This is a genomic window from Paenibacillus sp. MCAF9 (assembly GCF_052114265.1).
Taxonomy (GTDB): Bacteria; Bacillota; Bacilli; order Paenibacillales; family Paenibacillaceae; genus Pristimantibacillus.
The window spans coordinates 1-26135 of sequence record NZ_JBFREL010000012.1 but is presented as its reverse complement, the minus strand read 5'-3'; the positions used below and the strand labels follow the sequence as shown (position 1 = coordinate 26135).

The 26135-nt window shown below is 43.2% G+C and carries 21 protein-coding genes; 14 read left to right on the top strand and 7 right to left on the bottom strand.

Going from position 1 to position 26135, the window contains the following annotated elements:
• Positions 1-82: 82 nt before the first annotated feature.
• Positions 83-598 (bottom strand): GNAT family N-acetyltransferase, encoded by a 516-nt coding sequence (locus AB4Z45_RS18990; RefSeq protein ID WP_441910868.1) that lies wholly within the window; start codon positions 596-598, stop codon positions 83-85.
• A 140-nt stretch (positions 599-738) separates the two neighbouring features.
• Positions 739-1308 carry a hypothetical protein gene (locus tag AB4Z45_RS18985; RefSeq protein ID WP_441910866.1) on the bottom strand — a complete coding sequence of 190 codons (570 nt, stop codon included), beginning with the start codon at positions 1306-1308 and terminating at the stop codon, positions 739-741.
• Between the two features lie 155 nt (positions 1309-1463).
• Between AB4Z45_RS18985 and AB4Z45_RS18980 the strand changes: the two genes are divergently transcribed.
• The 3 genes from AB4Z45_RS18980 to AB4Z45_RS18970 all read left to right on the top strand — a co-directional run bounded on the left by AB4Z45_RS18980 (position 1464) and on the right by AB4Z45_RS18970 (position 4873).
• Positions 1464-2096, top strand: a complete 633-nt coding sequence (locus AB4Z45_RS18980; protein ID WP_441910865.1) for a TetR/AcrR family transcriptional regulator — start codon at positions 1464-1466, stop codon at positions 2094-2096.
• A gap of 212 nt (positions 2097-2308) precedes the next feature.
• Complete coding sequence (locus tag AB4Z45_RS18975; RefSeq protein ID WP_441910864.1) at positions 2309-3883, top strand: sigma-70 family RNA polymerase sigma factor; 1575 nt, start codon at positions 2309-2311, stop codon at positions 3881-3883.
• A gap of 45 nt (positions 3884-3928) precedes the next feature.
• Positions 3929-4873, top strand: a complete 945-nt coding sequence (locus tag AB4Z45_RS18970) for a hypothetical protein (protein ID WP_441910862.1) — start codon at positions 3929-3931, stop codon at positions 4871-4873.
• Positions 4874-5073: 200 nt separating this feature from the next.
• On the opposite strand, the gene AB4Z45_RS18965 is transcribed toward AB4Z45_RS18970, so the two are convergent.
• Complete coding sequence (locus tag AB4Z45_RS18965; RefSeq protein WP_441910860.1) at positions 5074-5475, bottom strand: RidA family protein; 402 nt, start codon at positions 5473-5475, stop codon at positions 5074-5076.
• 466 nt (positions 5476-5941) lie between these two features.
• Here AB4Z45_RS18965 and AB4Z45_RS18960 point away from each other — a divergent pair, with 466 nt between their 5' ends.
• On the top strand, positions 5942-8728 hold the full coding sequence (locus AB4Z45_RS18960) for a glycoside hydrolase family 3 C-terminal domain-containing protein (RefSeq protein ID WP_441910858.1): 2787 nt from the start codon (positions 5942-5944) through the stop codon (positions 8726-8728).
• Between the two features lie 118 nt (positions 8729-8846).
• On the opposite strand, the gene AB4Z45_RS18955 is transcribed toward AB4Z45_RS18960, so the two are convergent.
• Positions 8847-9908 carry a phosphatidylglycerol lysyltransferase domain-containing protein gene (locus tag AB4Z45_RS18955; protein WP_441910857.1) on the bottom strand — a complete coding sequence of 354 codons (1062 nt, stop codon included), beginning with the start codon at positions 9906-9908 and terminating at the stop codon, positions 8847-8849.
• 150 nt (positions 9909-10058) lie between these two features.
• Here AB4Z45_RS18955 and AB4Z45_RS18950 point away from each other — a divergent pair, with 150 nt between their 5' ends.
• Positions 10059-10592, top strand: a complete 534-nt coding sequence (locus tag AB4Z45_RS18950) for a cysteine hydrolase family protein (RefSeq protein WP_441910856.1) — start codon at positions 10059-10061, stop codon at positions 10590-10592.
• A 68-nt stretch (positions 10593-10660) separates the two neighbouring features.
• Here AB4Z45_RS18950 and AB4Z45_RS18945 read toward each other — a convergent pair whose 3' ends face one another.
• Genes AB4Z45_RS18945 through AB4Z45_RS18935 form a run of 3 tightly spaced genes read right to left on the bottom strand, consistent with a single transcriptional unit; the run spans position 10661 to position 12169 of the window.
• Complete coding sequence (locus tag AB4Z45_RS18945) at positions 10661-10903, bottom strand: hypothetical protein (RefSeq protein WP_441910854.1); 243 nt, start codon at positions 10901-10903, stop codon at positions 10661-10663.
• Complete coding sequence (locus tag AB4Z45_RS18940) at positions 10900-11472, bottom strand: RNA polymerase sigma factor (RefSeq protein WP_441910852.1); 573 nt, start codon at positions 11470-11472, stop codon at positions 10900-10902. Before AB4Z45_RS18940 ends, AB4Z45_RS18945 begins: the two co-directional genes overlap by 4 nt.
• The gene (locus tag AB4Z45_RS18935; RefSeq protein ID WP_441910850.1) at positions 11462-12169 is read right to left on the bottom strand and encodes a hypothetical protein; all 708 of its coding nucleotides are present in this window, start codon (positions 12167-12169) and stop codon (positions 11462-11464) included. Before AB4Z45_RS18935 ends, AB4Z45_RS18940 begins: the two co-directional genes overlap by 11 nt.
• 165 nt (positions 12170-12334) lie before the next feature.
• On the opposite strand from AB4Z45_RS18935, the gene AB4Z45_RS18930 reads away from it, so the two are divergent.
• The 9 genes from AB4Z45_RS18930 to AB4Z45_RS18890 all read left to right on the top strand — a co-directional run.
• Positions 12335-12991 (top strand): response regulator transcription factor, encoded by a 657-nt coding sequence (locus tag AB4Z45_RS18930; protein WP_441910848.1) that lies wholly within the window; start codon positions 12335-12337, stop codon positions 12989-12991.
• A gap of 4 nt (positions 12992-12995) precedes the next feature.
• Entirely contained in the window at positions 12996-14435 is a 1440-nt protein-coding gene (locus AB4Z45_RS18925; protein WP_441910846.1) for a sensor histidine kinase, read from the top strand.
• Entirely contained in the window at positions 14432-15199 is a 768-nt protein-coding gene (locus AB4Z45_RS18920; RefSeq protein ID WP_441910844.1) for a hypothetical protein, read from the top strand. Before AB4Z45_RS18925 ends, AB4Z45_RS18920 begins: the two co-directional genes overlap by 4 nt.
• Positions 15200-15483: 284 nt before the next feature.
• The gene (locus AB4Z45_RS18915) at positions 15484-16884 is read left to right on the top strand and encodes an ABC transporter substrate-binding protein (protein WP_441910843.1); all 1401 of its coding nucleotides are present in this window, start codon (positions 15484-15486) and stop codon (positions 16882-16884) included.
• A complete protein-coding gene (locus AB4Z45_RS18910) occupies positions 16877-17773 on the top strand; it encodes a carbohydrate ABC transporter permease (protein ID WP_441910841.1) in 897 nt (298 codons plus the stop codon). Before AB4Z45_RS18915 ends, AB4Z45_RS18910 begins: the two co-directional genes overlap by 8 nt.
• A 52-nt stretch (positions 17774-17825) precedes the next feature.
• Entirely contained in the window at positions 17826-18659 is an 834-nt protein-coding gene (locus AB4Z45_RS18905; RefSeq protein WP_441910999.1) for a carbohydrate ABC transporter permease, read from the top strand.
• A 21-nt stretch (positions 18660-18680) separates the two neighbouring features.
• Positions 18681-19820, top strand: a complete 1140-nt coding sequence (locus AB4Z45_RS18900; RefSeq protein WP_441910839.1) for an efflux RND transporter periplasmic adaptor subunit — start codon at positions 18681-18683, stop codon at positions 19818-19820.
• A 341-nt stretch (positions 19821-20161) separates the two neighbouring features.
• Positions 20162-22720, top strand: a complete 2559-nt coding sequence (locus tag AB4Z45_RS18895; protein ID WP_441910837.1) for a LuxR C-terminal-related transcriptional regulator — start codon at positions 20162-20164, stop codon at positions 22718-22720.
• A gap of 214 nt (positions 22721-22934) precedes the next feature.
• A partial coding sequence (locus AB4Z45_RS18890; protein ID WP_441910835.1) for a hemoblobin-interacting domain-containing protein occupies positions 22935-26135 on the top strand: 3201 nt, incomplete at its 3' end.

Sequence of the window (26135 nt, the reverse complement as noted above, 5' to 3'; positions counted from 1 at the left end):
GCACCCATTTTCAATGTTGTATACTGCTTTGGTAATGGCAAGCTCCATGTCAGTGTATGGCTGCTCAAATGAGGTGGTTTGATTAACTGAAATCCTCCCGGTTAGAGTTTTCTTTTTGATAGAACATGCAGTAAACCGGTAAGTTGTCGAAACTCGTTTCTCTATTTAAGGAAAACCCAAATCTTTGATATAAATATACATTCTCTTTATTTTCCGTATCCAGCGCGATTCCCATCGAGTTCATATCCGCATTAACGATATTCAACAAGTGCTTCAGCAGGGCTTTACCGACTCCCTTGCCCTGAAGCTTCGGTTCCACACCGATCATGATGAGGTAATGATGCGTCCATGGGGGCGCGGAAGACCTTGTCACTCGCATATAGGAGTTAAGGAGATGTAATGTTGTTCCTGACATTGAAAATAACAAAGGAAACAGTCTTCCAATGAGTAAAAATCCTCCCCATATACTCTGAAGCTTGTTTACATGCGGCTTCTCTACGATATATGCGCCAAGCAAACTTTCATTTTCGAAACAGCCCCATACTTCTTCATGGAGCAAAAAGCTCTTATCAAACATAAAAGATACAAAAGATGTCATATGACTTCTTGCCGTGCTATTGCACTCAGAGTCGCCGAATAAATGCAGGAATAAGGGGTCTTGGGAAAAAGCTTTGCTCATGAGCGAAACGAAGAGGGCCTTGTCCGACTTTGACAGCTTCACTATGCTAGGCGAGGCGTTCATGCTTCTTCACCTTTACTGCGATCTGCTTCACCATAATGATCAACTGCGAAGCTAAAGAGCACTTTAAGCATAAACAATAGGCTGGTGATCAACATATAGGGCGTTATTTCCGGCAGCAAAGGTACGCTGCCGAGGCCAATAGATAAGAGCAAGCCTGCAACAAATCGTTGTGATTGCTTCCCAATAAGGGCATTTACGATAAAGGCTCCAATAATGGTATAAGCCCATACCCCTACTGAATACCAAATATCAGCATTGAGAAGAAGCGCAACAATCACGATATGGAAATGTATCGAAATGAAAACGATCCGATTCGTCTTTCTCACCGCATAAAAGTTGCTGGTTGAAGCGGTAAAATTGGCTATACAGCCGGAAAAAATATCGAATATTAATAATAATGCCAGAACGCTGCGCCATACCGGAAAATTTTTGGTCATTTCAGGGGAGATCCAATACAACGCAGCAGTTAGCATTCCTCCAAAAAGCAGTATCGTCAGAATAGACCTAATAGATTGTTTTTCGCCCAAAACATCATGTAAAAAAGAAGGGATTGGTATTTGTCTCATTTTATTGCACTCTCCCATTTTTGTAGTTTTGTAGTTAATGGACTCATTAACTACAAATTTATTATAGCCATACAGGAGAAAAAGTTCAATAGTTTTATACTCACTTTATTGAAATGCTACAAAACTTGAGTTACACTACAGATGAGGTGAAGAAGATGGACGGCTTTGGAAGACGGAAACAGAAAAAAATGGAGCAAATATATAGCGTATCGTTTGAGTTGTTTTCCAAACATGGCTTTCAGAAGGTTAGTGTGAACGAGATTGCTCATAAAGCAAAGGTTTCCCCAGCTACCATTTATAATTATTTCGGTACAAAAGAACAGCTCTATGCCGATACATTGATGGACTGGATGGACAAGCAGTTGGTGCTGTATGACAACATTCTTGATTCGGAACTGTCTTTTCCTGAAAAGACTAAAGAAATCATGCTGTTGGAGGCCAAAAATTTAAACATGTTAGCAGATGAATTTCCAAAGGTCCCATCCTCTGAGTGGAGTGGATTAATGCAAATGATGGAGAGCTATAGCGAGCAGAAGGTCGTGCGCTTTTTTGAGAAGTTTGTCGCGCTTGGCAAGCAAGAGGGTTATATCCATAAAGGCCAAACAGAAGAGATGTCGATGCGTTACTTCACGATGTTCAAGAATGAAATTGGTCGTCATTGGGAGTCATCGACTCAAGAACACATAACTAGGAGTATGGATCAATTGATGGAGTTGTTCTTTTATGGGTTAGTGGGACAGGTACAGAAGCAGAAACATGCCGAGGAGCAAAATGGATCTACCTTCTAAAGAGCCCGTAAAGTTGGACCTTATCACACAAATCGAGCGAAAACGATAGTTCGCATGATTCATGTTTACAAAGAGAGGGCCGTCCTGCAAAGGAAGGCCTTTTTTCTCTCCTTCTCATAATGTCATATGTATTTTATTGTTTTGGCCTTTACCTGTAACCTTTCCATAGATAGTAGGCACTTCTATATCATACGGAAGAAAGGAGTGGGAGCATGCTTCAGTATATTGAAGACGCAAAACAAGGGGATCGGCAAGCTTTTGAATCTATTGTCCGGCACTATACAGCAATGGCAAACGCGGTTGCGTACGAGAAACTGCACGATTTTCAACTAGCGGAAGATGCAGTGCAAGAAGCATTCACTGAAGCCTTTCTGCATTTAAATAAACTGCGAGTAGGAGAAGCATTTCCGGGATGGTTCAAAGCTATTGTGATACGGCAATGTTATCGTATTACGCGTAGAAAGCGTCATCCCATGGTGCCATACGAGCAAGTTGTGCAATCGGCAGAGGCTCAAATTAGTGTCTCTGATATTATTGAAAAAAGAGAGCTCCAGCAGTCCGTTCATGATTCTATAGCTTTATTAACACCGAAAATGAGAATTGCGGTTCAATTGTTTTATATTCAAGGGTATACTCTTCAAGAGATTTCGAGCTTTGTGGGCACTTCGGTTCCGATATTAAAGAAGCGGCTCTTTGATGCTCGTCGAAAATTGAAGGGTGCTCTGCCAGTAGCCGATTTGATCTCCGTATATAATCATTTGTATGTAGGAGGAAAAGGCGTGCTTCATATTGTAAACGGAGATTCAGTAGCAGAGAAGCTGCGGCAAGGCATTGTGCAGGGCGAGATTTTAGTATGGCGGGAAGTGTACCCTCATGGTCCTGTGTTTTTAAATTCTGCTGCATTAGACCATCGTTCTAGACGATCACAATATTTGGAACAAACAATGGGAATCCCTCGCTCTGAATTTGTTCAGGGTAGTGAAGCACAGGAGAAAGTGCTGGCTGATTTTCATAAATATGAGGAGATTGTGCTTTGGTTTGAGCATGATTTGTTCGATCAGACGATGCTGTGCTATTTGCTCCATTGGTTCTCAAGGCAGCCTTTGCTGAAAACAAAGCTGAGCTTATTGTGCATCGGGGAATATCCGGGAATTGAATTGTTTCGCGGGTTGGGACAGCTTTCTCGGGAGCAAATGGAGACGTTATCGGGAACTTGGAAATCGATTGGGACAGAAGAGCTGGACTTAGGCCGAGTGTTTTGGCAAGCCTATACGTCACAGAATCCACAAGAGTTGCAGCAATTGTTAAGTCAAGATACGTCCGTGCTGCCGTTTGCGCAAGAAGTATTTCAATTTCATTTATCGCGGTTCCCATCTATACAAAATGGTCTTGGCATCGTAGAGCAGATAACGCTTGCGATGATCAAGGATGGAATAAACGGTCCATATGAATTATTTCAGCATGTTGGAAACAAACTCAACGCCTTGGGTATGGGTGATTTGCAATACTGGCATATTTTAAAGGAAATGTCTCGAGATCCGTATCCATTAATACAAATCGGGGGATTACAGACGTTCCCGTCTTATCTTGATTCATCGATATCATTCCGCGATTGTATCGTTACGTTAACCGAATTCGGAAAAAAGGTATTGGATGGAAAAGAGGACTGGATCGCGAATAAAGGAATAGATGAGTGGTATGGCGGAGTGCATTTGCAGGGATATTTTCCGCGGTGGCGCTGGAATACAATCGAACAAAAGGTCATTGAGATAGGCGCAGAAACGTGACCTTATTTAAAAGATAAAGTTTATGCTTAAAGGTGGGGTGGGGAGATGGACAATCGCATCCTAGAAAGAGGCCTATCGATTATATCGCAGTGCAAGGGTCGAACGGGTGATATATGGGAGGCGCATTTCGGGGCGGCAGCAATCGCAAGCTATTTTTTTGTAAAAGAAAACCTGATGCCAGCCGAGACGTCAGCTCGAATTGCAGCAGAATCAGACGTGATGCTTCGCAGTCGAGCATACGAGCATATCGCTGGCAGCGGAGGAGAGCTGAATGCCGAAACAGCCGAAAAACAAATTCTGGCTGCTCTACTGCCTACAATGGATGGGCTCCACTGGGTCGGACACAATGTTATCTATGCAGCTATCAGTTTGATGGCGATCAGAGAACTTGACGGTTGGGGACAAGCGGATGATATTGAAGGCATTACGAGCTTGATTGCATCTTTTAATAAAACCATTCCCGGAAGGTCATGGCTAGGGTATTCGGCATCGGACGTGAAGCGGCTGGAAGTGGCAGAGAGCGATCGGTTTCCTGCTATTCAAAATGCTGAGCAGCTATCCGAATTTATCATAAATGAACTTTCGTCTTTTCAAACCATTTACAGATCAGAGGCTCACCATGATTTAATTGGACATATGCTAACTTTTTCGCAAGCATTAACGATTTTGCATGAGCTCGGTCATGTCGAATATTTTCTGAAAGGCATTCCCTCTCTTCAAAAGCTGGTTAAAGTACTTCGTACCAGTCATCACATAAATCCGGAGCAGCCGCCAAAATTGTTCTCTTCAGTAGACCGTTGGCCTCTTCCACTGGCATGTCGATCAGAGTGGTTGCCTATTGAAGATGAATATTGGCTGCAAGGCTTTCAACATACGGATTGGGATTTTGGTCACACATTTAAATTCCCGTACAGCTTTTATAATCATATTAACCGGCTTGCCACACCCAACCTTCAAGCAGTGGAAAACTTCCGATACATTATCGGGTAATCACGAGCGCATTGTTGCTGTTGAACGCAGTGTAAGTAAAACGTATCCTAATTTGCCGGCGTCGTCACGATGCAGTATGAATAATAGAAGGGAATCTCTATGTTATTAAGGGTTAGAATGCTCAAAAAAGAGGCTCCGCGAGATGATCATGTCATCTGCGGAGCCTCTTTTAGCTTGATTTATGTGCAAAGAGTCTAGCTCTAGCCCGCTGCCCAAACGTCTAATTCAATTTTTAATTCGGGCAAACCTAATCCTTTAATATAAGCAACCGTCATGGAAGGAGGCGTTTGGCCGAACACTTTATCCCAAATGGCATAGAAATGATCCCAATCTATTTCTTCCGTAGCCCAAATGTTGATTTTAATGACATGATCAGGAGTTAATTGTTGTGAAGAGAGGATATCAACAATATTACTCATTGTATTGGTTACTTGTTGATTAAAATCGGTAGGAATATTATTGTTCTGATCAATGCCAATTTGGCCGGAAAACACATACATCTCCGCATTTCTGCTTATTTTCGTTACATGACTATAGCTGCCAACCGGCTTCGCTATATTTTCCGGATTATATCTATGAACAACATGATTATTTAAATTCATCGTTTGTAAGGTCTCCTTATAGATGGAAAATAAATAACAATGAATAGGTTATCTATTTTCACTGTATTTTAACTTTTTATGATTGTAGACAGAGCTATCCCGTCTTGATCAATTTTAGAAAAAAACAGCAGTAGAATACCCGATTCCAACAGATAATGATTTAATCGATCTCTTCTTCATCAAGTATCCCTCCTTCATTTATAAGTAAAATAACTTACTGTAGAATAATAACATTGTTGAAGTGAAAAGAATAGCAAGGTTGTTGCATGTTCACCAATGAGGTAACAACTGTTAACTTTGCTTTTTTAGAAGCTGTGCTTGTATATTGTTAGTATATCTTTTATTTTTTAAAGGATTTTATAGGGAACATGCATGGGTTCGTGAAAACTAGAAATGTAGAAAGAGAATAAATACTTTTCTATCGTACCAGCTATATGCGTGGAATAGACAACCGGGAGGAAACAAAATGAGTACACAGAGTTTGGGAGTTCCATTAGAAGGTTTTGCTGAATTTAGTCGAACCGTAGCTGCAGAAGGGGCGGTACTATTAAAAAATGAAGGACAAGTGCTTCCGCTTCGAGACGGCGAAAACGTTGCTGTTTTTGGCAGAACCCAAGTGAATTACTACCGCAGCGGTACTGGATCGGGCGGGAGCGTCCATGTTTCTTATACAACGAATTTATTAGATGGTCTTCGCGGTAAAAAGAGTCTAACAGTCAATGAAGAGCTTGCGGCTGTCTACGAAAAGTGGATTGAGCAAAATCCATTCGATAATGGCGGCGGCGGCTGGGCTGCTGAGCCGTGGCACCAGAAGGAAATGCCGTTAACTGCTGAACTAGTGTCGGGCGCAAGAGCTAAATCGAGCAAGGCAATCATTGTGATTGGACGTACAGCGGGAGAAGATCAGGATAATGCCGATGCACCGGGAAGCTATCAGCTAACCTCGGACGAGAAAGCAATGCTGAAGCAGGTAACAGCCTATTTCGAGCAAACCATCGTAGTGCTGAATGTATCGAACATTATTGATATGAGCTGGATGAACGATGAAAGTTATGTCCACCCCATTTCAAGTGCGATCTACTCTTGGCAGGGCGGCATGGAAGGCGGCAACGCCATTGCCGATGTTCTGGCCGGAGAAGTGACTCCGAGCGGTAAATTGACGGACACCATTGCTTACTCCATCGATGATTATCCATCCACTCGAAACTACGGCAATGAATTTAAAAACTTTTATCAAGAGGACATCTATGTAGGCTATCGTTATTTTGAAACATTTTGCCCAGAGAAGGTTCAATATGAATTTGGATACGGGATTTCGTATACCTCATTTAAAGTCGATTCTGAGCAAGCAATACTGACCACTAAAGATGGAAAAAAATACGTTGAAATTGACGTAACGGTTACCAATTCAGGAGCTGACTACGCGGGTAAAGAGGTCGTGCAGGTTTATTATGAAGCACCGCAAGGGAAATTGGGACAACCGGCTAAAGCTTTGGCTGCATTCGGCAAAACCAAAGTGCTTCAAGCAGGTGAATCAGAGCGCCTTACAGTGAGTTTTCCTGTAGATACAATGGCATCTTATGATGACGCTGGTGTGACAGGGCATGCTTCCGCTTATGTTCTAGAAGCGGGAACGTATCGTTTTTATGTAGGAACAAGCGTTAAAAACCTTATTGCAATAAGCGTACAAGGTCAAGACGGTTACGTTGTGGAAGCACTTCAAGTCGTAGAGCAGCTGCAAGAGGCACTGGCACCAATAGAGGGCTTTAGCAGAATGAAGCCGGGCGCTCGGAAGGAAGACGGTTCATATGAGCTGATTACGGAAGAAGTACCCACTCGCAGCGTTTCCTTAGCAGAACGGATTGAGAAGAATCTTCCTGCAACACTTAAGCAAACTGGAAACAAAGGATTTAAATTAAGAGATGTTTATGAGCAGAAGGTTGGCATGGAAGCTTTTATCGCTCAGCTTAGCGATCAAGATTTGGCTGCCATTGTCAGAGGAGAGGGCATGAGCAGCCCGCTTGTTACGCCGGGTACAGCTTCGGCTTTCGGCGGAGTAAGCGACAGCTTATTTAATTACGGAATTCCGGTTGCTTGTACAGCAGATGGCCCGTCAGGTATTCGCATGGATAGCGGGCAGAAAGCGACTCAGGTTGCCATTGGCACCTTGCTTGCGGCAACTTGGAATGCTGAGCTGGTCGAAGAGCTCTACGTTATGGAAGGGCAAGAATTGTTAAGCAACAACGTAGATGCTCTGCTTGGGCCTGGCCTCAATATTCGCCGCAGCCCGCTGAATGGCCGCAACTTTGAATATTTTTCAGAAGATCCGCTCATTTCCGGTGTATTTGCAGCTGCATGTACTCGAGGTATTATGAAAGGCGGCTCTAATGCTACGCTGAAGCATTTTGCCTGCAACAACCAAGAAAAGCATCGCAGTAAAGTAGACGCTATCGTATCAGAGCGCGCTCTTCGTGAAATTTATTTGAAAGGCTTTGAAATTGCGGTAAAAGAGGGCGGCGCGAATTCAATTATGACCTCCTATAATCCAATTAACGGACATTGGGCGGCTTCTAATTATGATATGAACACTACCGTGCTTCGCGGCGAATGGGGCTTTAAAGGCATTGTCATGACAGACTGGTGGGCCATCATGAACGATGTCGTCAATGGAGGAGCAGCGGATCGTAAATATACGAACTGGATGGTTCGTGCACAAAATGATCTGTATATGGTTGTTCCTAACTATGGCGCGGAAATCAATGGCTGGGATGACAATACGATTGAATCGCTGGAGAATGGAACGTTAACAAGGGGCGAGCTTCAACGCTCTGCGATGAACATATGTGAGTTCATTATGCATGCGCCTGTATTCTCGAGAAAACAAGTCATTGAAGAGAAGGTCGATACATTCAAAGCGAATGCATCTCTATCTCCGGAGCAAGCACAAGCACTTTCCGAGAATGCACAAGTTAAACCAGCGGCAGCAGGATCAAGCCTTATGAAAGTGGATCAAGCTGGCCAATACCGGATTATTGTCAGCATTATGTCTCCTGAGCCTGAACTGGCTCAAAGTGCTTGCAACGTGACGCTGAACGATCAATTGATGACGACTATTCAGACGAATGGGACGGAAGGCAAGTGGATCAAGCAGAAGCTTGTGAAAGTCGAGCTGGAAGCAGGTCTTTATGAACTGAAGCTGGAATTCATCAAACCAGGCTTGCAGATTGAATGGATTGAATTTAAAAAAGTGTAATGCAGGATAGCTGTGCGTCATACTTACCAGAAAGAACGAGGGCACCCGCATGGGTGCCCTTGATTTTTGCCTGCTTATAAAATCGGTATAGTAATGCTGTGGCTTCATTGCTCTGCGACTAAGCCCTTTTCTTTGAAGACAGCACTTTATGTATAAAATGCTTAGGCGGAATATGGCTGGGTGATTGTTTATTGGAATCGTTGGAATGGATAATTAATGCTAGCAGTGCAACGTTTATGGAAGTAGCTGCAGCCTGCGAAACGAGGTAGACATTTTCCCAGTTCGGAGCAAATTTATTTTTATATTCATAAAGCCCCTTAAAGTTATACAGCTTGTTCCCATACTTATAGAGAAGCTTGATGATGTGCGAATCAGTAACGTTAGCAAGCGGAGCCATGCCTAAGCTGCAAACATCATAGGCTTGTTCTTTGGCCCAAAGGAATAGTGAAACAAATAGAACATCCATTGTGCCATGCGGGCATGCTTTTGTATAACGCATGAGATCAACCGTTAATCGCCGACAAACAGATTCTTCTTCCGTTGGTTTAATCAATGGCTGATGATCGCCTGCAATGGTGACAAAAGCTTCATAATTTCCGTCAGGCCCAACAAGCACCGCGACTGGAAAACGCATGACATACTCCTTGGCAAAAGAGCCTACAGAAAAGCTTTTCTCCTTCCGATTCCCCAGCCATTCATCCGAAATGTCTTGAAGACGTTGGAGGAATGAGTCGGAATATGGCGGGTGCAGAACCTCGAAGGTAAACCCGGAGCGACCAAATTTACTCATGCGATTTCGCAGCTTAAGCCATTGCTTACCATTCAGTTGAAAGGTAGATAAGTCGACCTGAGCTTCTTCTCCGATTTTGGAGCAGCGCAGCCCAAGCTTCTCATACAGCGATAGAAATGAGGATTTTGCTTGATAGAATACGGGTATTTGCTTATTCTCATTGCAGTCTGCTACAAACTGCTCAATAACGCGCCTAGTAAACCGGGGGTTTCCAACAGGGTCGCCAAGTACAATTCTTCTATTTAAGGCTGTGCGGTACACAATCAAAGCCTCGTAATTGGAATCCCAGAACCATTCTTTATCGCCAAGGTAGTATAAATGCGTGTGTGAGTTATTGCCGTATCTTTCTAGCAGTTTTGTCAGACGTTCTTCAGAATGGATATCAATCATGGTGAAGCCTCCAAGTAAGCAGTCTCTGGGAGCCAGCTGAAATAATATTTGTTTTCCTATTAAACAGGGATTATAGTTAAAAATTATACCAGTAATACCTAAGTTTTAGGTTTTTTTCTTGCGAATATAACGAATGTGGAGGAAGTTTTCATGAAAAAAGCATTGGTCGTTATCGATGTACAGGAAGCTTTTTTTTCGTTGCCGGAAAATTATCTTCACAAAAAAGAAGAGCTGGTAGCGCGGATTAATGAGTGGATTACTGCCGCGCGGGAGGGCAATGTCCCCATCATTTTTATCCAGCATACGGATTATGACAACGCAGATGATGAATTTTACGTAGATTCGCCGGATTGGAAGCTGCACCATGGACTCGCCATAAGGGCTGAAGACACAGTGATTCGCAAAACAAGCTGGGATTCGTTCTACGATACCGAACTGGCTTCTACGCTAGAGGAAATGTCGATTGAGCAGCTTATATTTGCTGGAGCACAAACGGAGTTTTGTTTGGACACCACCATTCGGACAGCTTACAGCCGTGGTTACAAGAACAATATTTTAGCGAAAAACAGCCATAGTACATTAGATAACACCGTCCTGACTGCCCAAAAAATCATCGAACATCATGAGAAGGTTTGGAATAGAAGATTTGTTACTATTCTTGATGTGAATGAAGTGGCATTTTAAGAGCTTAGGCTTGCAGGACAGCAAGAAAGGGACCGCTCAAGGCGGTCCCTTTCCATTTGTTAAGACGATTATCCAGAACGTTTATATAAATAGGGTGGAACGATAAAGGATTTATGATGAAATGGCAATTGGTTAAATAAAGAATGCCACCATTCGCAGCCTAGATCGTCCGAAACCGTAAAAAGTTGTGTGTTGATTTCATCTGTTTGCTGTGAAGAAAGCTGGACATGATGAGCCCAGGTATCCAGCAATTCATCCAGCATTAGCTCGACATCCGAAGGCAGCTTCAAGTCTGACTCGTAATCGCTCATGCATTTCCCTTCCTTCCTACAGCCTTTTCTTTGGGCATCATACCAAGCATTTCGGCAAGCTGACGGCGTGCCAGCAGTATTTTGTAGCGAACGGTGCCAGAGGGCAGCCCAAGCGCTGCGCCGATTTCACCGCTTTTCATGCCGCCAACAGCCTTCATGAGCAGTATAGAACGAAGCTCCTCGGGCAGCTCTCGAATGGCTGACTCAAGCTCGTGAAATTGCTCACGGCCAGCCAACAATTGTGATAGGTCACCATTCGGACTTGGAAAGCTATACAGCTGGATTTTTGATACAGCTTGTTTATAGCTCTGTGATTTCCGATAATAATCCTTTACCCGATTGGCAGCAATCGAAAATATCCAATACAATTGTTGATCCTCGGGTATGCTTTCGACGACATCTTTGCGGTTCCAGATTTTCATGAATACGTCCTGCAGCAAGTCGGAGGCCGTTTCTTTACTTTCTGTTCGTCCAAGTAGATAAGAATAGATTTGCCTTGAATGTGTACGATACAATTGCTGAAACAAAGCCTCTGCGTTTATCGGCATAGCTTGTTTCTCATTCATCATCTCTGGTTTTGATCGTTCCTGTTTTTGAAATGGCAAGGTACTGGAGTAGAGGTACAATAGCTTTCGAAGCTGTTATATCGCCAATGACTACAATCTCGGAAACTTTGCTTTTAATTAATTCGAGTTGCACATCATCATCCATTTCGAAATTTCCAATCAGCACCATACACATTTTTTCCTCGACGAATTCAAAGAAGCTGTTGGAGAACGTGTCATCTCCTAGAAATAACCGTACATTGGAGGATGTATTGGAATAATAAATGATTTGGCCGATCATGCGCGATATGGCGCTTCCTAATACGACTTCGCTCCCTTTAGGCAGTATCAGCTGTCCAGCTAAAATCACATCCTGAAACCCGATCTTCTCCACCGGTGAAGTGATGACCGCCTGCCCCGCAATGACGACGATGTCCTCAGGAGCGCCATTGCTGTTGGCAAAAAACTCGCCTCCCAATGAAACTTGCCCGGACAAGATTTTCACTTTGCCTGCCGTAGAAGGGACTAAGCAAACGTATCCAATATTTTGCTGGGGTATGCGATTCAAAGCACTAGCTAGCGATTCTGGGGCAATTATGATACCAATGTTGCTAATGGAGGTCACATCGGCCAAATCCTCAGCTTTCACTCCGGTCAAATCGAGAAGACCCATATTCTCCAAAGCTCTTTCTTGAACATTAGCTTGCTGTACGTTTTCCATACGCTTCACGCTCCCATCATTTTGTAATTACACTAAATATAACGTATGACATTTAAAAGTGTTGGGAGAGAACAAAATAAGTTAATGAATTGCATCTTTAACGTTGCTTCGTTATCGTAGCATTAAGAGCGATACATTAATAATACGTGTTAGGGGATTCGGACGATGAAAAAAAAGATTTTGATTGTTGAAGATGATATTCACATATCCAAAATCATTAAAATGAATCTCAACCTTGTGAATTACGATACGGCGGAGGTTTATGACGGCTTGGCGGCGCTGGAGCTGCTTCAGCGGGAGAAGGTTGATCTTATATTGCTGGATGTGATGATCCCTCATTTGGATGGATTTGCGCTGATGGAACGAATGAAGCCTTACCAAATACCGGTTATTTTTTTGACGGCCAAAAACTCTGTCTACGATAAAGTGAATGGATTAAGACTGGGAGCCGATGATTACATGGTTAAGCCTTTCGAGGCTATCGAGCTGCTTGCCCGCATAGAGACGGTATTGCGAAGATACGGCAAAGAAGAAAGTGTATTACAATTTCAATCTATTGCAGTCAATATGGATAAACGAGAAGTAACCAGTCAAGGGGAAGTAGTCGAGCTGACGCCGAAGGAATATGAATTGCTTGTTGTTTTGCTAAAAAATAAGAACATTGCCCTCTCGAGAGAGCAGTTCATTAGTAAGGTATGGGGCGGCGACTATTATGGCGAGACGAGAACGGTCGATATGCATATTAAATCGCTGCGCAAGAAGCTAGAGCTGCAGGATTACATCAAGACGATTTATAAACTCGGTTATCGGCTGGAGGATTAAGAGGATGAAATTTTGGCAAAAAATTTATGTCTTCTCTATTCTAGTTTTCATCATTATTTTTAACGCTGCCTCTATTATGGTGATTGAGCGAAGCCATAATCGAATGCTTAAGCAGGAAATCAACAATGCTTTAAGCCAGAACATGAGCATTCATTCCAGCGTCGATGCGATTGTACCCATCCTTCGAATCTATGACTCCATTGATTACGAAAAAACGGTATTAACGAGAATTGCAAACGAATTTGTTGGTAAAAATAACGAGCAGCTCGTTTATTTGGATATTAGGGACGAGCAAAATCGGTCAGTCTTTAACAATACCGATTTTCAAATCCCAAAGCAGCGTGAGGAACTGGACAAGCTGGCCGTAGACGAAATTAGTTATATTTTGCGTGATATCGATCAGCGAACGATACTGTTCACATCAAATATTGCGAATATAAACCATAAAAGCTATGTTTTCACCTATATGATCGACGTAACTTCTGTGTACCAGGACCGCGTGGATCAATATCAGTTTTTTGCAAAAGTAGATGTGGCAGCCTGCTTCCTCTATATGCTGATTATGTTTTTTGTAAGCCGAGGGCTGACGAGGTCGATTGATCACCTTAGCCAGACCGCGCAGGTTATTGCACAAGGCGATTTCTCGGAGCGCGTCCGGATAAAATCAAAGGATGAAATTGGCATGCTGGCTCAAAATTTTAATGACATGGCTGCTGTTGTTGAGGACAAAATTACGATTCTCGAGCGAAATAATGAAGAGAAACAGCGGTTCATCAACAATTTTACACATGAATTGAAGACACCTTTGACTTCCATTATTGCCTACGCCAATTTTATGAGGACAACCAAATATAACGAGGAAATGTTCATGGATAGCTTGAATGTCATTTATTCGGAAGGAAAGCGCCTAGAGTCGTTGTCATTGAAGCTCATGAACCTGATTTTGCTGGAGGAGGACGATTTCCAGATGGAGCTGCACGATTTAGGTGCGATTTTTGCTGAATTAAAACCGACGCTTAGTGTGATGGCGAGCGAGAAGCATGTGGGTATGATCGTGGAATGCGAACCGTGCGAGCTGCTGGTGGAGAAGGATTTGATAAAGGTGTTGATCTCCAATCTTGTTGACAATGCGCTGAAAGCTTCAGCCCCGCAGCAAACCATTATACTGCGTGCTCTGTGGCGCAGAAATCAATATATTCTGCAGGTACAGGACGAGGGCATCGGCATTGCCAAGGAACATCAGGATAAAATATTTGAACCTTTTTATATGGCGGACAAGTCTAGAACAAGAAGCAGCAACGGAGCAGGTCTAGGGCTTGCGATATGTCAAAGTATTGCAGGCGTACATCATGCTGCAATCCATATTGCAAGCAATGAAAATCAGGGCACAATCGTAGAAGTTGTGTTCACTCCGGGTCATCCGAAAGGCGGGATTAAGGAATGAACAAGCTCATTCTGGTTATGGTGCTCGCAGCGCTCGCAATCATTTCGACGGGGTGTGGCAACGTATTGGACAGAACCCCCAAAGACACGGTAATGGTTAAAAAAATAACGAAAGAAACGGGCAACAACGATGTGGAATACGAGGGTGTTCTGTCCCAAGAGGCGGTGAAGACGCTTAGTTTGAATTCAGTCAATAAGTATTTGGAAAAGAGTCTAACGATCGATGAGCTGCAATTCGAGCTGATGGCTATTGACCAGCATAAATTTAGAGAGCTGCTAAATGAAGCGGAGTATGGAACTAACCCCAGACCGGAAAGGGCGCAGGTGATTGAACAGGGCGCTAAGGCCAAGCTGGATTATCAAACAGAACTGGATGACATTTCTGGCGGCTTGTATTATATAACACTGACTAGGTTGTCTGATCCTAATGAAGTGTATGACATTGTGCTGAACGCCAAGGACGGCGATGTGATTAAACTCTCCGAGGTGGGCGTCGTGCGAGCTCCTTCCTCCAGCAGTCAAAGTGAACAAGAGAAAATCATTGATCTCGCAAATGCGTTTATCGATAAAAAAGGAAGTTACCCCATATCTGAATTGTCGCTGAATGAGGACATTACCCGCTGGGACAGCGTTGTGGAATTGTATTATGCGAGCAAGGAAGATGGGAAGTTGAAATATTGCGTCACGGTGAATGTGAGTCAAAATAAGGTTGTCGGGTTTAGCAAGGACGTTATGGCGTTGTTAAGCTACTATTCTAGACTATAAATAGAGTGAGATGAAGAGAGCCAATTGCATGTGCAATTGGCTTTTTTGAAATATAAGAATTTATAAGTTTGTTAGCTTATAAAGGGCTTATATTTCACCGTCAAAGCTACTTCAGCGTCTAAAGGACGCCGAAGGCGTTTTTGCTTGCATTTTTATATTTTACAACTTCAATACAACTCTATCTCACTTATCATATATCCAGTCACTATACTGATGAAGTAATGCCTCGGAACGATAAAAGTTCAAGCAGTAGACAATGATAGCAATTGAAAGGAAGAGAACCTATGAAAAAGGCATTGTTCATTTTGTTGACGATAATGATGATGGTTGTATCTGCATGCAGCTCTGCTGCAGGCGGAAATTCAGGAGGTACGCAGACAAAGAGCGAGGGGCAGGCCGGTACAAATCCGCCGAAGGAAGAAACGGTTGAACCGAAAAACAGCAATGAGAAAAAAACGATTGTGTTCTCGACCTTTTTTTCGAACGAGTTTTTTGTAGAAGCCAAAAAGAAATATGAAGCCAAGCATCCCAATATCACCATTGATCTCAAATACATAGATACAGAGGACGCGGATTTAGAAGTCAATTTGGAGAAGTTTATCAAAACGACAGGTACGGCTTTGTTGTCCGGTAAAGGGCCTGACCTGATTGAGATGGATCAACTGCCATCAGGGGATTATATAAAAAAACAGCTGCTGGTCAACATGAGTGAGCTGATTGATAAGGACCCAACTTTTAAGAAGGAACAGTATTTTGGCAATATTTTGGACGGAATGAAAGTGAACGGAGGATTATACGGGATGCCGCTTGGCTTTTTTATTTATGGTCTTTTCGGCAATAATACGTTGATCGAAAAAAGCGGCGTTAAAATTGATGACAGCCATTGGAACTGGACTCAGTTTATAGAAACGGCTAGAGAGCTCGTCAAGCATACAGATGAAAATCAATCCGTATTAGGCACAACTGAGCCAGAATATTTGATCACGCAGCTGGTTAATGATCAATATGGGACGTTTGTGGATAAGGAGAGCGGAAAGGCTAATTTCGACTCTGCTGCCATTACTGATTTGCTGAAAGAAGTAAAATCCGTGTTCGATGACAAAATTATGAGTGGAGATAAAGGCTTTCCTATATTTAGAGACACCCAAATTAACTCGCCTGAAGATTATATTCGTGAGGTAAAACAAAGCGAGTTTTTGACAGGAGGCCTATCCCACAAAACAAAACTATACTTAAAGCCGATCGCAAGCGGTCAGCAGGCAGGCGGCTCCTTCAGAACGTATCAAACGCTGGGCATAAACGCAAAGTCTTCTGTAAAAGAGGAGGCATGGGATTTCTTGAAATTTATGCACTCTAATGAGATGCAGCATCGAGCAGGCAGTGCCGGCTTCCCACTCAGTAAAGCTTCATACAGCAGGGTCGTCCAGGATGTATTAAAAAAAGGGACGGTTGAGTCTATTCAACCGATCGGACCGATGAAAGGCAAAGTGTTTGAAATTACTCAAAAGGATATTGACGATCTAGATAAATTCCTTACTGGGGCCAAATATTCGGTTCAGTTCAACAATACTCATATTGATGACATTGTAAGAGAAGAGTCCTTAGCTTACTTCGCCGGACAGAAAACGCCTGAAGCCGTGGCAAAGCTAATTCAAAATAGAGTGACGACTGTTTTAAATGAATAGGAAAAGCATCAAAAGTGTTCTGATCAGGCTGCTGCGCAAGGATGGTGCTGCGGCAGCCTGCTTTTTGGCACCGAGCCTGATTGGTTTTTCCTTATTTTATCTTGTCCCGTTTGCCATGGGATTTGTATATTCATTTCAGGATAGTACCGTTAACGGTTCATTTGTTGGTTTGGACAATTACAAGGATTTGCAGGCCAGCGCATCCTTTCGGAAAGCGGCAGCCAATACATTTCTGTTCACTGGTGTTAGTGTACCGCTTATTATTGCTCTGTCTTTGTTGTTTGCGCATTTGCTGAATCAAAAGCTGTTTATTCGAAATTGGCTGCAGACTGCCTTTGTACTGCCGCTTGTCGTGCCTGTCGCATCTATTGTGATGATATGGCAAATCATGTTCGACTGGAATGGGACATTGAATGCTTGGATGCAGAGCTTGCATCTGGATCGAATAGATTGGATGAAGTCGGAATGGTCAATCGGTGTGCTTGCCATCGTATATACGTGGAAAAACATCGGGTACAACATCATATTATTTTTGGCGGGGCTCCAAAGCATTCCTAAAGACTATTATGAGACGGCGGATATTGAGGGTGCGGGCATTTTTCATAAATGGATTCATATTACGCTCGTTTATTTGACTCCGACCATGTTTTTTGTCGTCCTTATATCTATTATTAATTCGTTTAAAGTGTTTCGTGAAACGTATCTGATCGCAGGCAATTATCCTCATGACCGCATCTATATGCTGCAGCATTACATGAATAATATGTTTTTATCCCTTGATGTACAGAAGCTGACAGCCGCTGCAGTTCTAATGGTAGGCTGTATTCTTGCTTTTGTAATGATCATGCTTTCCATCGAACGGCGTTTTCGGAATTCCATGGATGGGTGAAAGGGTGGTGAAAGGATTGCCATTATTTAAAAAGCTTGTGTTGTCAATTATCATGGGGGGACTTGCTGCGGCAATGCTATTCCCCATTATTGTTACGTTTTCCAACTCATTCATGACAGAGACCGAAATTGATTATAACTACAATCTCATTGGCAAGATGGTTAATATTGCGGCAGGAGAAAAAGACGGATATATCAATCTAAAGCTGATTCCCGATTGGGTATCATTCGGTCAATATGCGGAGGTATTGGTTCATAAACCGATGTTTCTCCATATGTTTTGGAATTCCGTGTTTATTGTTGTACCCATCATTGTTCTGCAAGTGATGATCGCATCTCTAGCCGCTTATGCATTTGCCAAGCTGCGGTTTTGGGGGAGGGATAAGCTGTTTGTCGTATATTTGATGACCATGCTTATGCCGTTTCAAGTGACGTTAGTGCCCAATTATATTATTGCGGATAAGCTGGGGCTCATGAATACAACTTCCGCCATTATACTGCCGGGGATATTCAGCGCTTTTGGCGTGTTTATGCTCAGGCAGTTCATGATGCATATTCCATATACGTACGTTGAAGCAGCCAAAATAGATGGGGCAGGGCATGCAACCATTTTTTGTAAAATCATTGTGCCGCTCGTCAAGCCGGGAATCGCCGCTTTAATTGTTTTGTTATTTGTTGATAATTGGAACATGGTTGAGCAGCCGCTTATATTTCTTGAGGACACATTCAAGCAGCCGTTGTCACTCTATTTATCGCGTATTAGCGAGGGTGCAAGGGGCGTTGCTTTTGCTGCCTCCGTTTTGTATATGACTCCGATGGTGCTGTTATTTTTATATGCAGAGTCGTACTTTGTTGAGGGTGTTCAGCTATCGGGAATTAAAGGTTAGCCCATTCACGGAGGGATTTTAATGGAATTACAACTAGCTGGCCAAGCAGTGCCTGGACGCAAAAGAAAAATTCGCCTTCTGTTTGGCTTGTTTATAGGGCTGTTAATCGGATTTACGCTGTTTAGCAATACGCTAATGTCCTTAACCTTACCCAAGGTCGTGTTAGTCACGCCAAACCGTGGTGAACTTAATCATGCCTTTCAAGGCAGCGGTATTGTGAAATGGCGGGTGCAAACGGCTTTGTCGGGTGAGCCCGGGATGAGGGTAAACAAAGTGAATGTTAAGGAAGGGGAGCCCGTTAAGAAAGGGCTGGTATTGATTGTTTATGATCAGAAGGCTGCAAAAAATCAAATACTAGACGAGCAGGCCGCTCTTAGTAAGCTGCAGCTACTCAATAAAGAGCTGGAGCAAAGCTATGTCGAAGCCTCCCAAAGCGGAGATGAGAAGAGCGTCGAAAGCGCCAAACATGCGCTGAAGGTAAACGAGATTGATAGGGATATGCAGCAGCGGAGAATTAAGAAGCTGCAGGATAATCTGGCAGAAACGAGCACATTGGTTGCGCCTTTTGACGGGATTGTAACCAAGGTTGGCGCGGTCGAGGGTTTGGCTTCATCCGAAGGAGGGCCTGCTGTTATGATTGCCAATACAAGCCTTGGTTTTGAATTTGAAATTCTAGTTCCCGAGGCTGCAGCTTCCCCGCTGGAAAAAGGAGCGAAGCTCGATGTTCAATTGAGCGGCACTCAGGCTAGACAAATCGAGGGCAGCCTAGTGGAAATCCAAGACACTGATGCTCTTAGCCCAGCAGGTGAAGGCGGAAGCGCAGCCTCGCATACGGCAATGAAGAAATTGCTTGTTGCGATAAAGGATAATCAATTGCAGGGGGGAGAGCGTGCCGAGGTTATGCTGACTCAGAAGACAGATGATGCCATTCTGGTACCGAATAAAGCGATTCACGATGAGGGAGACAAAAAATATGTGTTTGCCATGGAGGAGAGGAGTGGACCATTAGGCAACGCCTTTTACGTTCGCAAAGCGTACATTACAGTCGTTGATTCAAATGATACACAATCTGCTGTTACAGATGGGCTGTTCGAACAGCAGTCGATTGTATTCGAGAGCGGAGATCCGCTTCAGGATGGCGACAAGGTTCGCGTTCATTAGAACCGTGTCCTATAAATGGTATAAGGTTTGCCCGCTGTAGCTCTCTGGATTGGTCAGTAAAACCAATACGTTGAAGCTTGCTAGTGCAAAGCTATATCAATATATTAAGCAGGAGCTTTACTCCATGTAAAAAGGGGTAAGGTTCTTTTTTTAGGTTCAAATTCATCCTTCCATATTTTAATACCGAGTTAACTGATATACTATTCCTATTAGATAAGACTTCTAAAATGGTAATTAAATGTAAATTCATGATGTGGTTTTTCTATTATAAACAACAGGTTCGCTGCGATATTTAAAAATTATGTTCTACCAATCGCAACAGGTATACGGAGGAACTTTCATTGATTGTAAGTACAAAAATTCACATCCCCCATGTCCGTAACTCTTTAGTATCAAGGCCACGGCTAATACAAATGCTTAATGCGGGAATGGAAGCCAAGTTGACGCTTGTTTCTGCGCAGGCTGGATACGGGAAAACGACAGCTTTAAGTGAATGGGTGCGGCAGTGCGATGGAGCTGTTGCCTGGATTTCACTGGACAAGCAGGATAATGACTGGATTCAGTTTTGGAGATATGTCACAGCTTCTATTGAGGAGAGAATTCCCGGCTTTGGCTCCACAGTTGGGGTGCTGCTCGAAAAAGGTTCATCGACTTCGATGGAGCTTGCCATTATAGCGCTGCTTAATGAGCTCAGTCAATTAACCAGCGAGCTTGTCATCATTCTCGACGATTATCATGTTATTGAACTTCCCTCTATAAACCATTCCATGGCCTATTTGCTCGAGCATTTGCCTTCTCAGATTCATCTCTATATCGCAAGCCGTACCGATTTGACGATACCTACCGCCAGACTGCTGGCAAAAGGTGATTTACACCGAATCGTTATCGACGATTTACGTTTTAAGCTGGAGGAAGGCGTTCTTTTTTTTCGGGATACGACTGATTTATCATTGTCTAAAGAACAAGTGACGGAGCTGTTCCATCAGACAGAAGGGTGGATCAGCGGCTTGCAGCTTGCAGCAATCTCTCTGAAGCGAAGTGATAACATAGCTGCGACCATTCAACAATTTAAGGGTCAGCAGCATCATATATCCGATTATTTATTGGAAGAAGTATTTCAGCATCAATCGGCATCCATACGTACTTTTTTATTGGAAACCTCTATTTTAAGTCGGATGAATCATTCATTGTGCGAGGCTGTAACGGGCCACCCGAATAGTCAGGAGCAATTGGAGAGATTAGTGCAGCTGAATTTGTTTGTTATCCCGTTGGATGATCAGAGAAATTGGTATAGGTACCATCATCTGCTTTCAGATTTTTTGCAACAAGTATTGTTTCGAACAGACCAGGAAAAGTGGATGCAGGTACATATTCATGCAGCTGCTTGGCTGGAGCATCATGGCTTTGACGAAGAAGCAGTAGACCATTACTTAGAGGGAAAGCAGATAGAGGACGCTGTCCGTTTGATTGAGAAAAATTTGCATAAGTTAGTGCATTCGAAAACGGTTTTGTTAGTTAAATGGGTATCGCTTTTGCCGGAGAACGCTTTTGCTGAGAAACCTATGATCGATCTATTGTATATTTCGGTCTTACTAGGAATCGGAGAATGGCAAGCCGCCTTCATAAGAATTGGGGAAGTAGAAACTCGCCTACAAGCGCTGCAGGGAAAGATGAGCGAAGTGGAATGGCGCCAGGTCATGGGCAATATCTACTTTTTTTATTCTATTTCCTCGTATCTTCAAAAGGACGTGGAGCGACTGTCGACTTACCTCGAGTTGGTAGAGAAATATGTGCCGGAAGGCAGCTTTTTTCAAACGATGGGGCGTAACAGACATCAAGCTTATGATATATTTGATGATCATTTGGCGCATATCAATGATCTTCATGCCGTAGACACATTCCTCTTGGAATGGATTAAAGTTTGGGAGAATAAAAAAGAATATCCCTTTATCGGTTTTTTATACGCTTCCTATAGCAAATTGCTATACGAGTGGAATCGATTGGACGAGGCAGAGCTATATGTAAATAAGGCTATTGAGCGTAGGGACATCGTGCCATATGCCCGGATTATGATTCCGAATTATATAAGTGCTTCGAGAATTCAGCAAGCCAAAGGAAATCCAATCCGTGCATCAGAGCTGCTCACTCAGTTGACATGCCAAATTGACTCACCTGATTATGAATTATTTATGTTGGGCATAGAAGCGGAACAAGCTTATTTATCACTGCAGCAAGGTTTGCCCCAAGCTGCTTTTGATTGGATGCAAAGATGTGGTCTGGCGCATACGGATGAGGTTCCATTGTCTCGAATGGCAGAGTATGTATCTTTGGCCAGAGTGCTTGCAGCGTGTGAGCGGATAGAAGAAGCGCTTTTCTTATTGGAACAGATGTATCGTATATTAGAGAAGAAGGATCGTCTTCGAGATCAAATTAAAGTTTTAATTATGCAAAGCGTGATGCATCAACGTTTGGGTCATACTGAGGCTGCCAGGAAACAGTTGGAGAAGGCATTACACTTAGGGCAACCAGAGGGGTATGTACGCAGCTTTATCGATGAAGGACCTATAGTAGCTGTACTGCTGACTGCTTATATGAAGGGAAAGCAAGAAAAAGTTTTATCCGCTCCTCCCATAGTTTCACTGGAGTATGTTAGACAGTTGCTTCAAGCATTTACTGTCATACAGGTAGAGGACAAATCGCACAAAGTCCTGCTAACCGAACAAGAGACAAAGGTTTTAATGTGGATTGCGGGCGGATTGTCAAACAAGGAAATCGCTAATCGCCTGAACATAACGGCTGAAACTGTAAAGTTTCATATAAAAAATATGTACAGAAAGTTTGGAGTTAACAATCGGGTGCAGGCGTTGCAGCATGCCAAACAATTAATGCTAATCGTATAATAGCCCCTTTTTCTTACGCATACCTCCCCATTCGGGGAGTTTTTTTTTTGAAAATATAGTCTTATAGTTAGAAGGATCATTAGGAGATTCGACATAAAAAGATAATCTACAACAATAAATTAGTATAAAAGGGGGATAAAGGCTATAAGTCTAAAATGAATAAAGCAGAAATCGGGAAAAACTAAAGTCTATCCATAGGAGAGTTAAAAAAGCGATGTTTAAAAAAAGAATATCAGGCTCGACGCGAGTATTGTTAAAAGGTTATATGGTTCGTTTACTATTGGGTTTAATGGTTTTTTCATTGTTTTCGTCGTCTCTTGCGTTGCCTGCATTTGCAGATGCGCCAAGCGTTGGCCCAGACGGCAGTGCGGGTTGGACATATTGTGCGGATGAGCGTACTATGTGCAGCTTTGAAGGAACAAAAGAAGTACGATACTGGGGTGATGGTGGTAGTTATAGCTTTAATACAAAAATTGCAACTAACAGTATAGCTTGTTCAAATGACGTATTCGATGATCCTGCTGCAGGAACTCCCAAAAAGTGTTACTACCGTAACCTTCAGCTTGATTCTGGGGAAATGACCAAAGCCGTTAGTAATTACAATAAGACATTAACGGTTACGTTTAACGTATATGCGATACAAGCTGGCACTTTAGAGGATTTGAAAAGCAAGATTACCATTAAAAAAACAAGTAACGGCAACTTTACAGCTCTTGATGCAGACGATACCGTTACGAACGCAACATATACAGCTACATCTAGCACGCTTCAAATCAATTTTAAAGACAATCTAGTTGGTGCGGCAAACGCCATAAAGATTGATGCAGGGGCTTTTTTGGATAGCGATAACACGCCTTACGGTTTGCCGTTAGAAATTACGGCTATCACGTTCACCCCGCCCACAGTTATAGCGGACACGACGGATAACAATAATGCGAATGATATTGAGCTTACGTTCGCTGACGATTCGGAGTGGCGCCAAGCAATCACGGCGGTGAAGGATGGATCTGCCACACTCGCTATGGGAACGGAATATACGGTCAATAACGGGAAAATCACGATAAAAGCCGGCGTCCTGGCAAAAGGCAATCATAATATCAACATATCCGCGTCTGGCTATCCAGACGTAGGGGTAAGCCAGCTTGTTAGAAAGCTGTATCCAGGAGCAGGAGCGGGAACAATAAGTGATCCATATCTCATAGAAACCTCTGATCATCTTAATGAGGTTAGAAATAATATGGATAGCGGCACTTATTACAAGCTCATAGCAAACATTAATTTAAACGGTTTCGCAAACTGGGAGCCGATAGGAAATGGTATTGAGCCGTTTAAAGGATATATAGACGGCAGCGGATATCCAATTTCAAATTTAAAAATCGATACTAATTACGCTGCAAACATAGGATTATTTGGTTCTGTGAATGCAGAGGGCACCCTTACAAATATGGTGTTGGAAGATGTTAATATAATTGGACAAAGCAGCAACGTAGGAGGGCTGGCTGGTACTAATTATGGAAAAATTAGCAACAGCAGCGTTACAGGAACGGTACAAGGTTCTACCTCTGTAGGAGGCTTGGTTGGCTATAGTGAAAATGGAACCATACAAAACAGCATGGCGGCGGTAAATGCAAGCGGGATCTTTTATATTGGCGGATTGGTTGGTTTTCGTCAATACGGATCCATTAGCAACAGCTACGCGACAGGTAGTGTGAGCGGAGTAAGTTATGTTGGCGGTTTGATTGGTGTCGCTCAATTTGGTTCAATAAGCAATAGCTACGCAACAGGAGCTGTGTCGGGGAGTTCTTTAGTAGGTGGCTTGAACGGTAATATAGCTTATGATTCAATCAATAACAGCTACTACGACAGTCAAACCACTCACCAAGGAGATACAGGAAGAGGTACTGGGAAATTAACCGCTGAAATGCAAATGAAATCCCATTTTAACAGCTGGAATTTCATTACTGAGTGGTATATTCTCCCGGAAAAATATCCTCAATTATGGGCGTTTGTAGCCTTGGCTCAAGGAACGGACAGCGGTTCAACCAAATTAATCCGCGTTGCAGAGGGGATGGAATATTCACTTGACGGCAGCACTTATATTCCAATTACCGGCATGGAAGTGGATAACCTTATTGCAGATGCGGGAGATAAAGTCTTTATTCGTGCAGCAGCAGATATATTGAGCACAAAAACATTGACGGTTTCACTAGCGAATATTAAGTCGGGTACTGCACCTACAACGTCGGCATTGACCGCTGGGACAAGTGCGGGAACAACAAAGCTAACTGGCGTGACGAGTGCAATGGAATATAAAGTAGGCTCTGGATCGTACTCGGCAATAACGGGTACAAGCATGGACAATATTGCTGTCAATGCAGGAGAAAAGATTTCCGTTCGATTAGCGGCTGTGACGACACAACCTGCATCACTTGACCAAACGTTAACGGTAACACGCGAGAACATCAAGTCTGCGGCGGCACCGACAACGGGCACTTTGGAACCAGGAACGATTGGTGAGACAACCAAGTTAAACGGTGTTACCTCAGCGATGGAGTATAGAGTCAACAATAATTTGTATGAGAGAATTTCTGAAACAAGCATCGATAATATTGCTGTTAAGGAAAATGATACAATCTCCGTTCGTATAGCGGCAACAGCTCTGCAACCGGAGTCTGAGCCGCAAATACTGACCGTGCAGTCGAATGTAAGAAATCCGAAGAGTGCAGATGCATCGCTTAGCGAGCTTACGTTAGGCGGAGTGACGCTTAGTCCAACGTTTGATAGTGAAACAATGGAATATACATCAAATGTAGCTAACAACGTGACGAGCACGTCAGTTACGGCAATCAAGGGAACTGCAACAGCTACGATTATAGCAGCTGATTTAGGTGTGAAACAGTTATCGGTAGGAGAGAATGTGATTACCGTGCATGTAACAGCGGAAGACGGCATTACGAAAAATGAGTATACCGTCACCGTAACGCGTGCTAAAAGCCCAGATGCAACGCTAAGTGCATTGACGTTAAGCGGCGTGACACTCAGTCCGGCATTTGCTAGCGGTACATTAACGTACACGGCAAATGTGGCTAATGACGTGACGAGTACGACAGTTGCAGCAAGCAAGAGCGATGCAACAGCAACGATTACAGCATCCGATCTAGGTTTGAAACAGTTATCGGTAGGAGAGAATGTGATCACCGTTCATGCAACAGCAGAAGACGGCAGCACACAATACTATACGGTAACCGTAATGCGTGCTAAAAGCCCAGATGCAACGCTAAGTGCATTGACGTTAAGCGGCGTGACACTCAGTCCGGCATTTGCCAGCGGCACATTAACGTACACCGCAAATGTAGCTAACGACGTGACGAGCACGACAGTTGCGGCAAGCAAGAGTACTGCAACAGCTGCGATT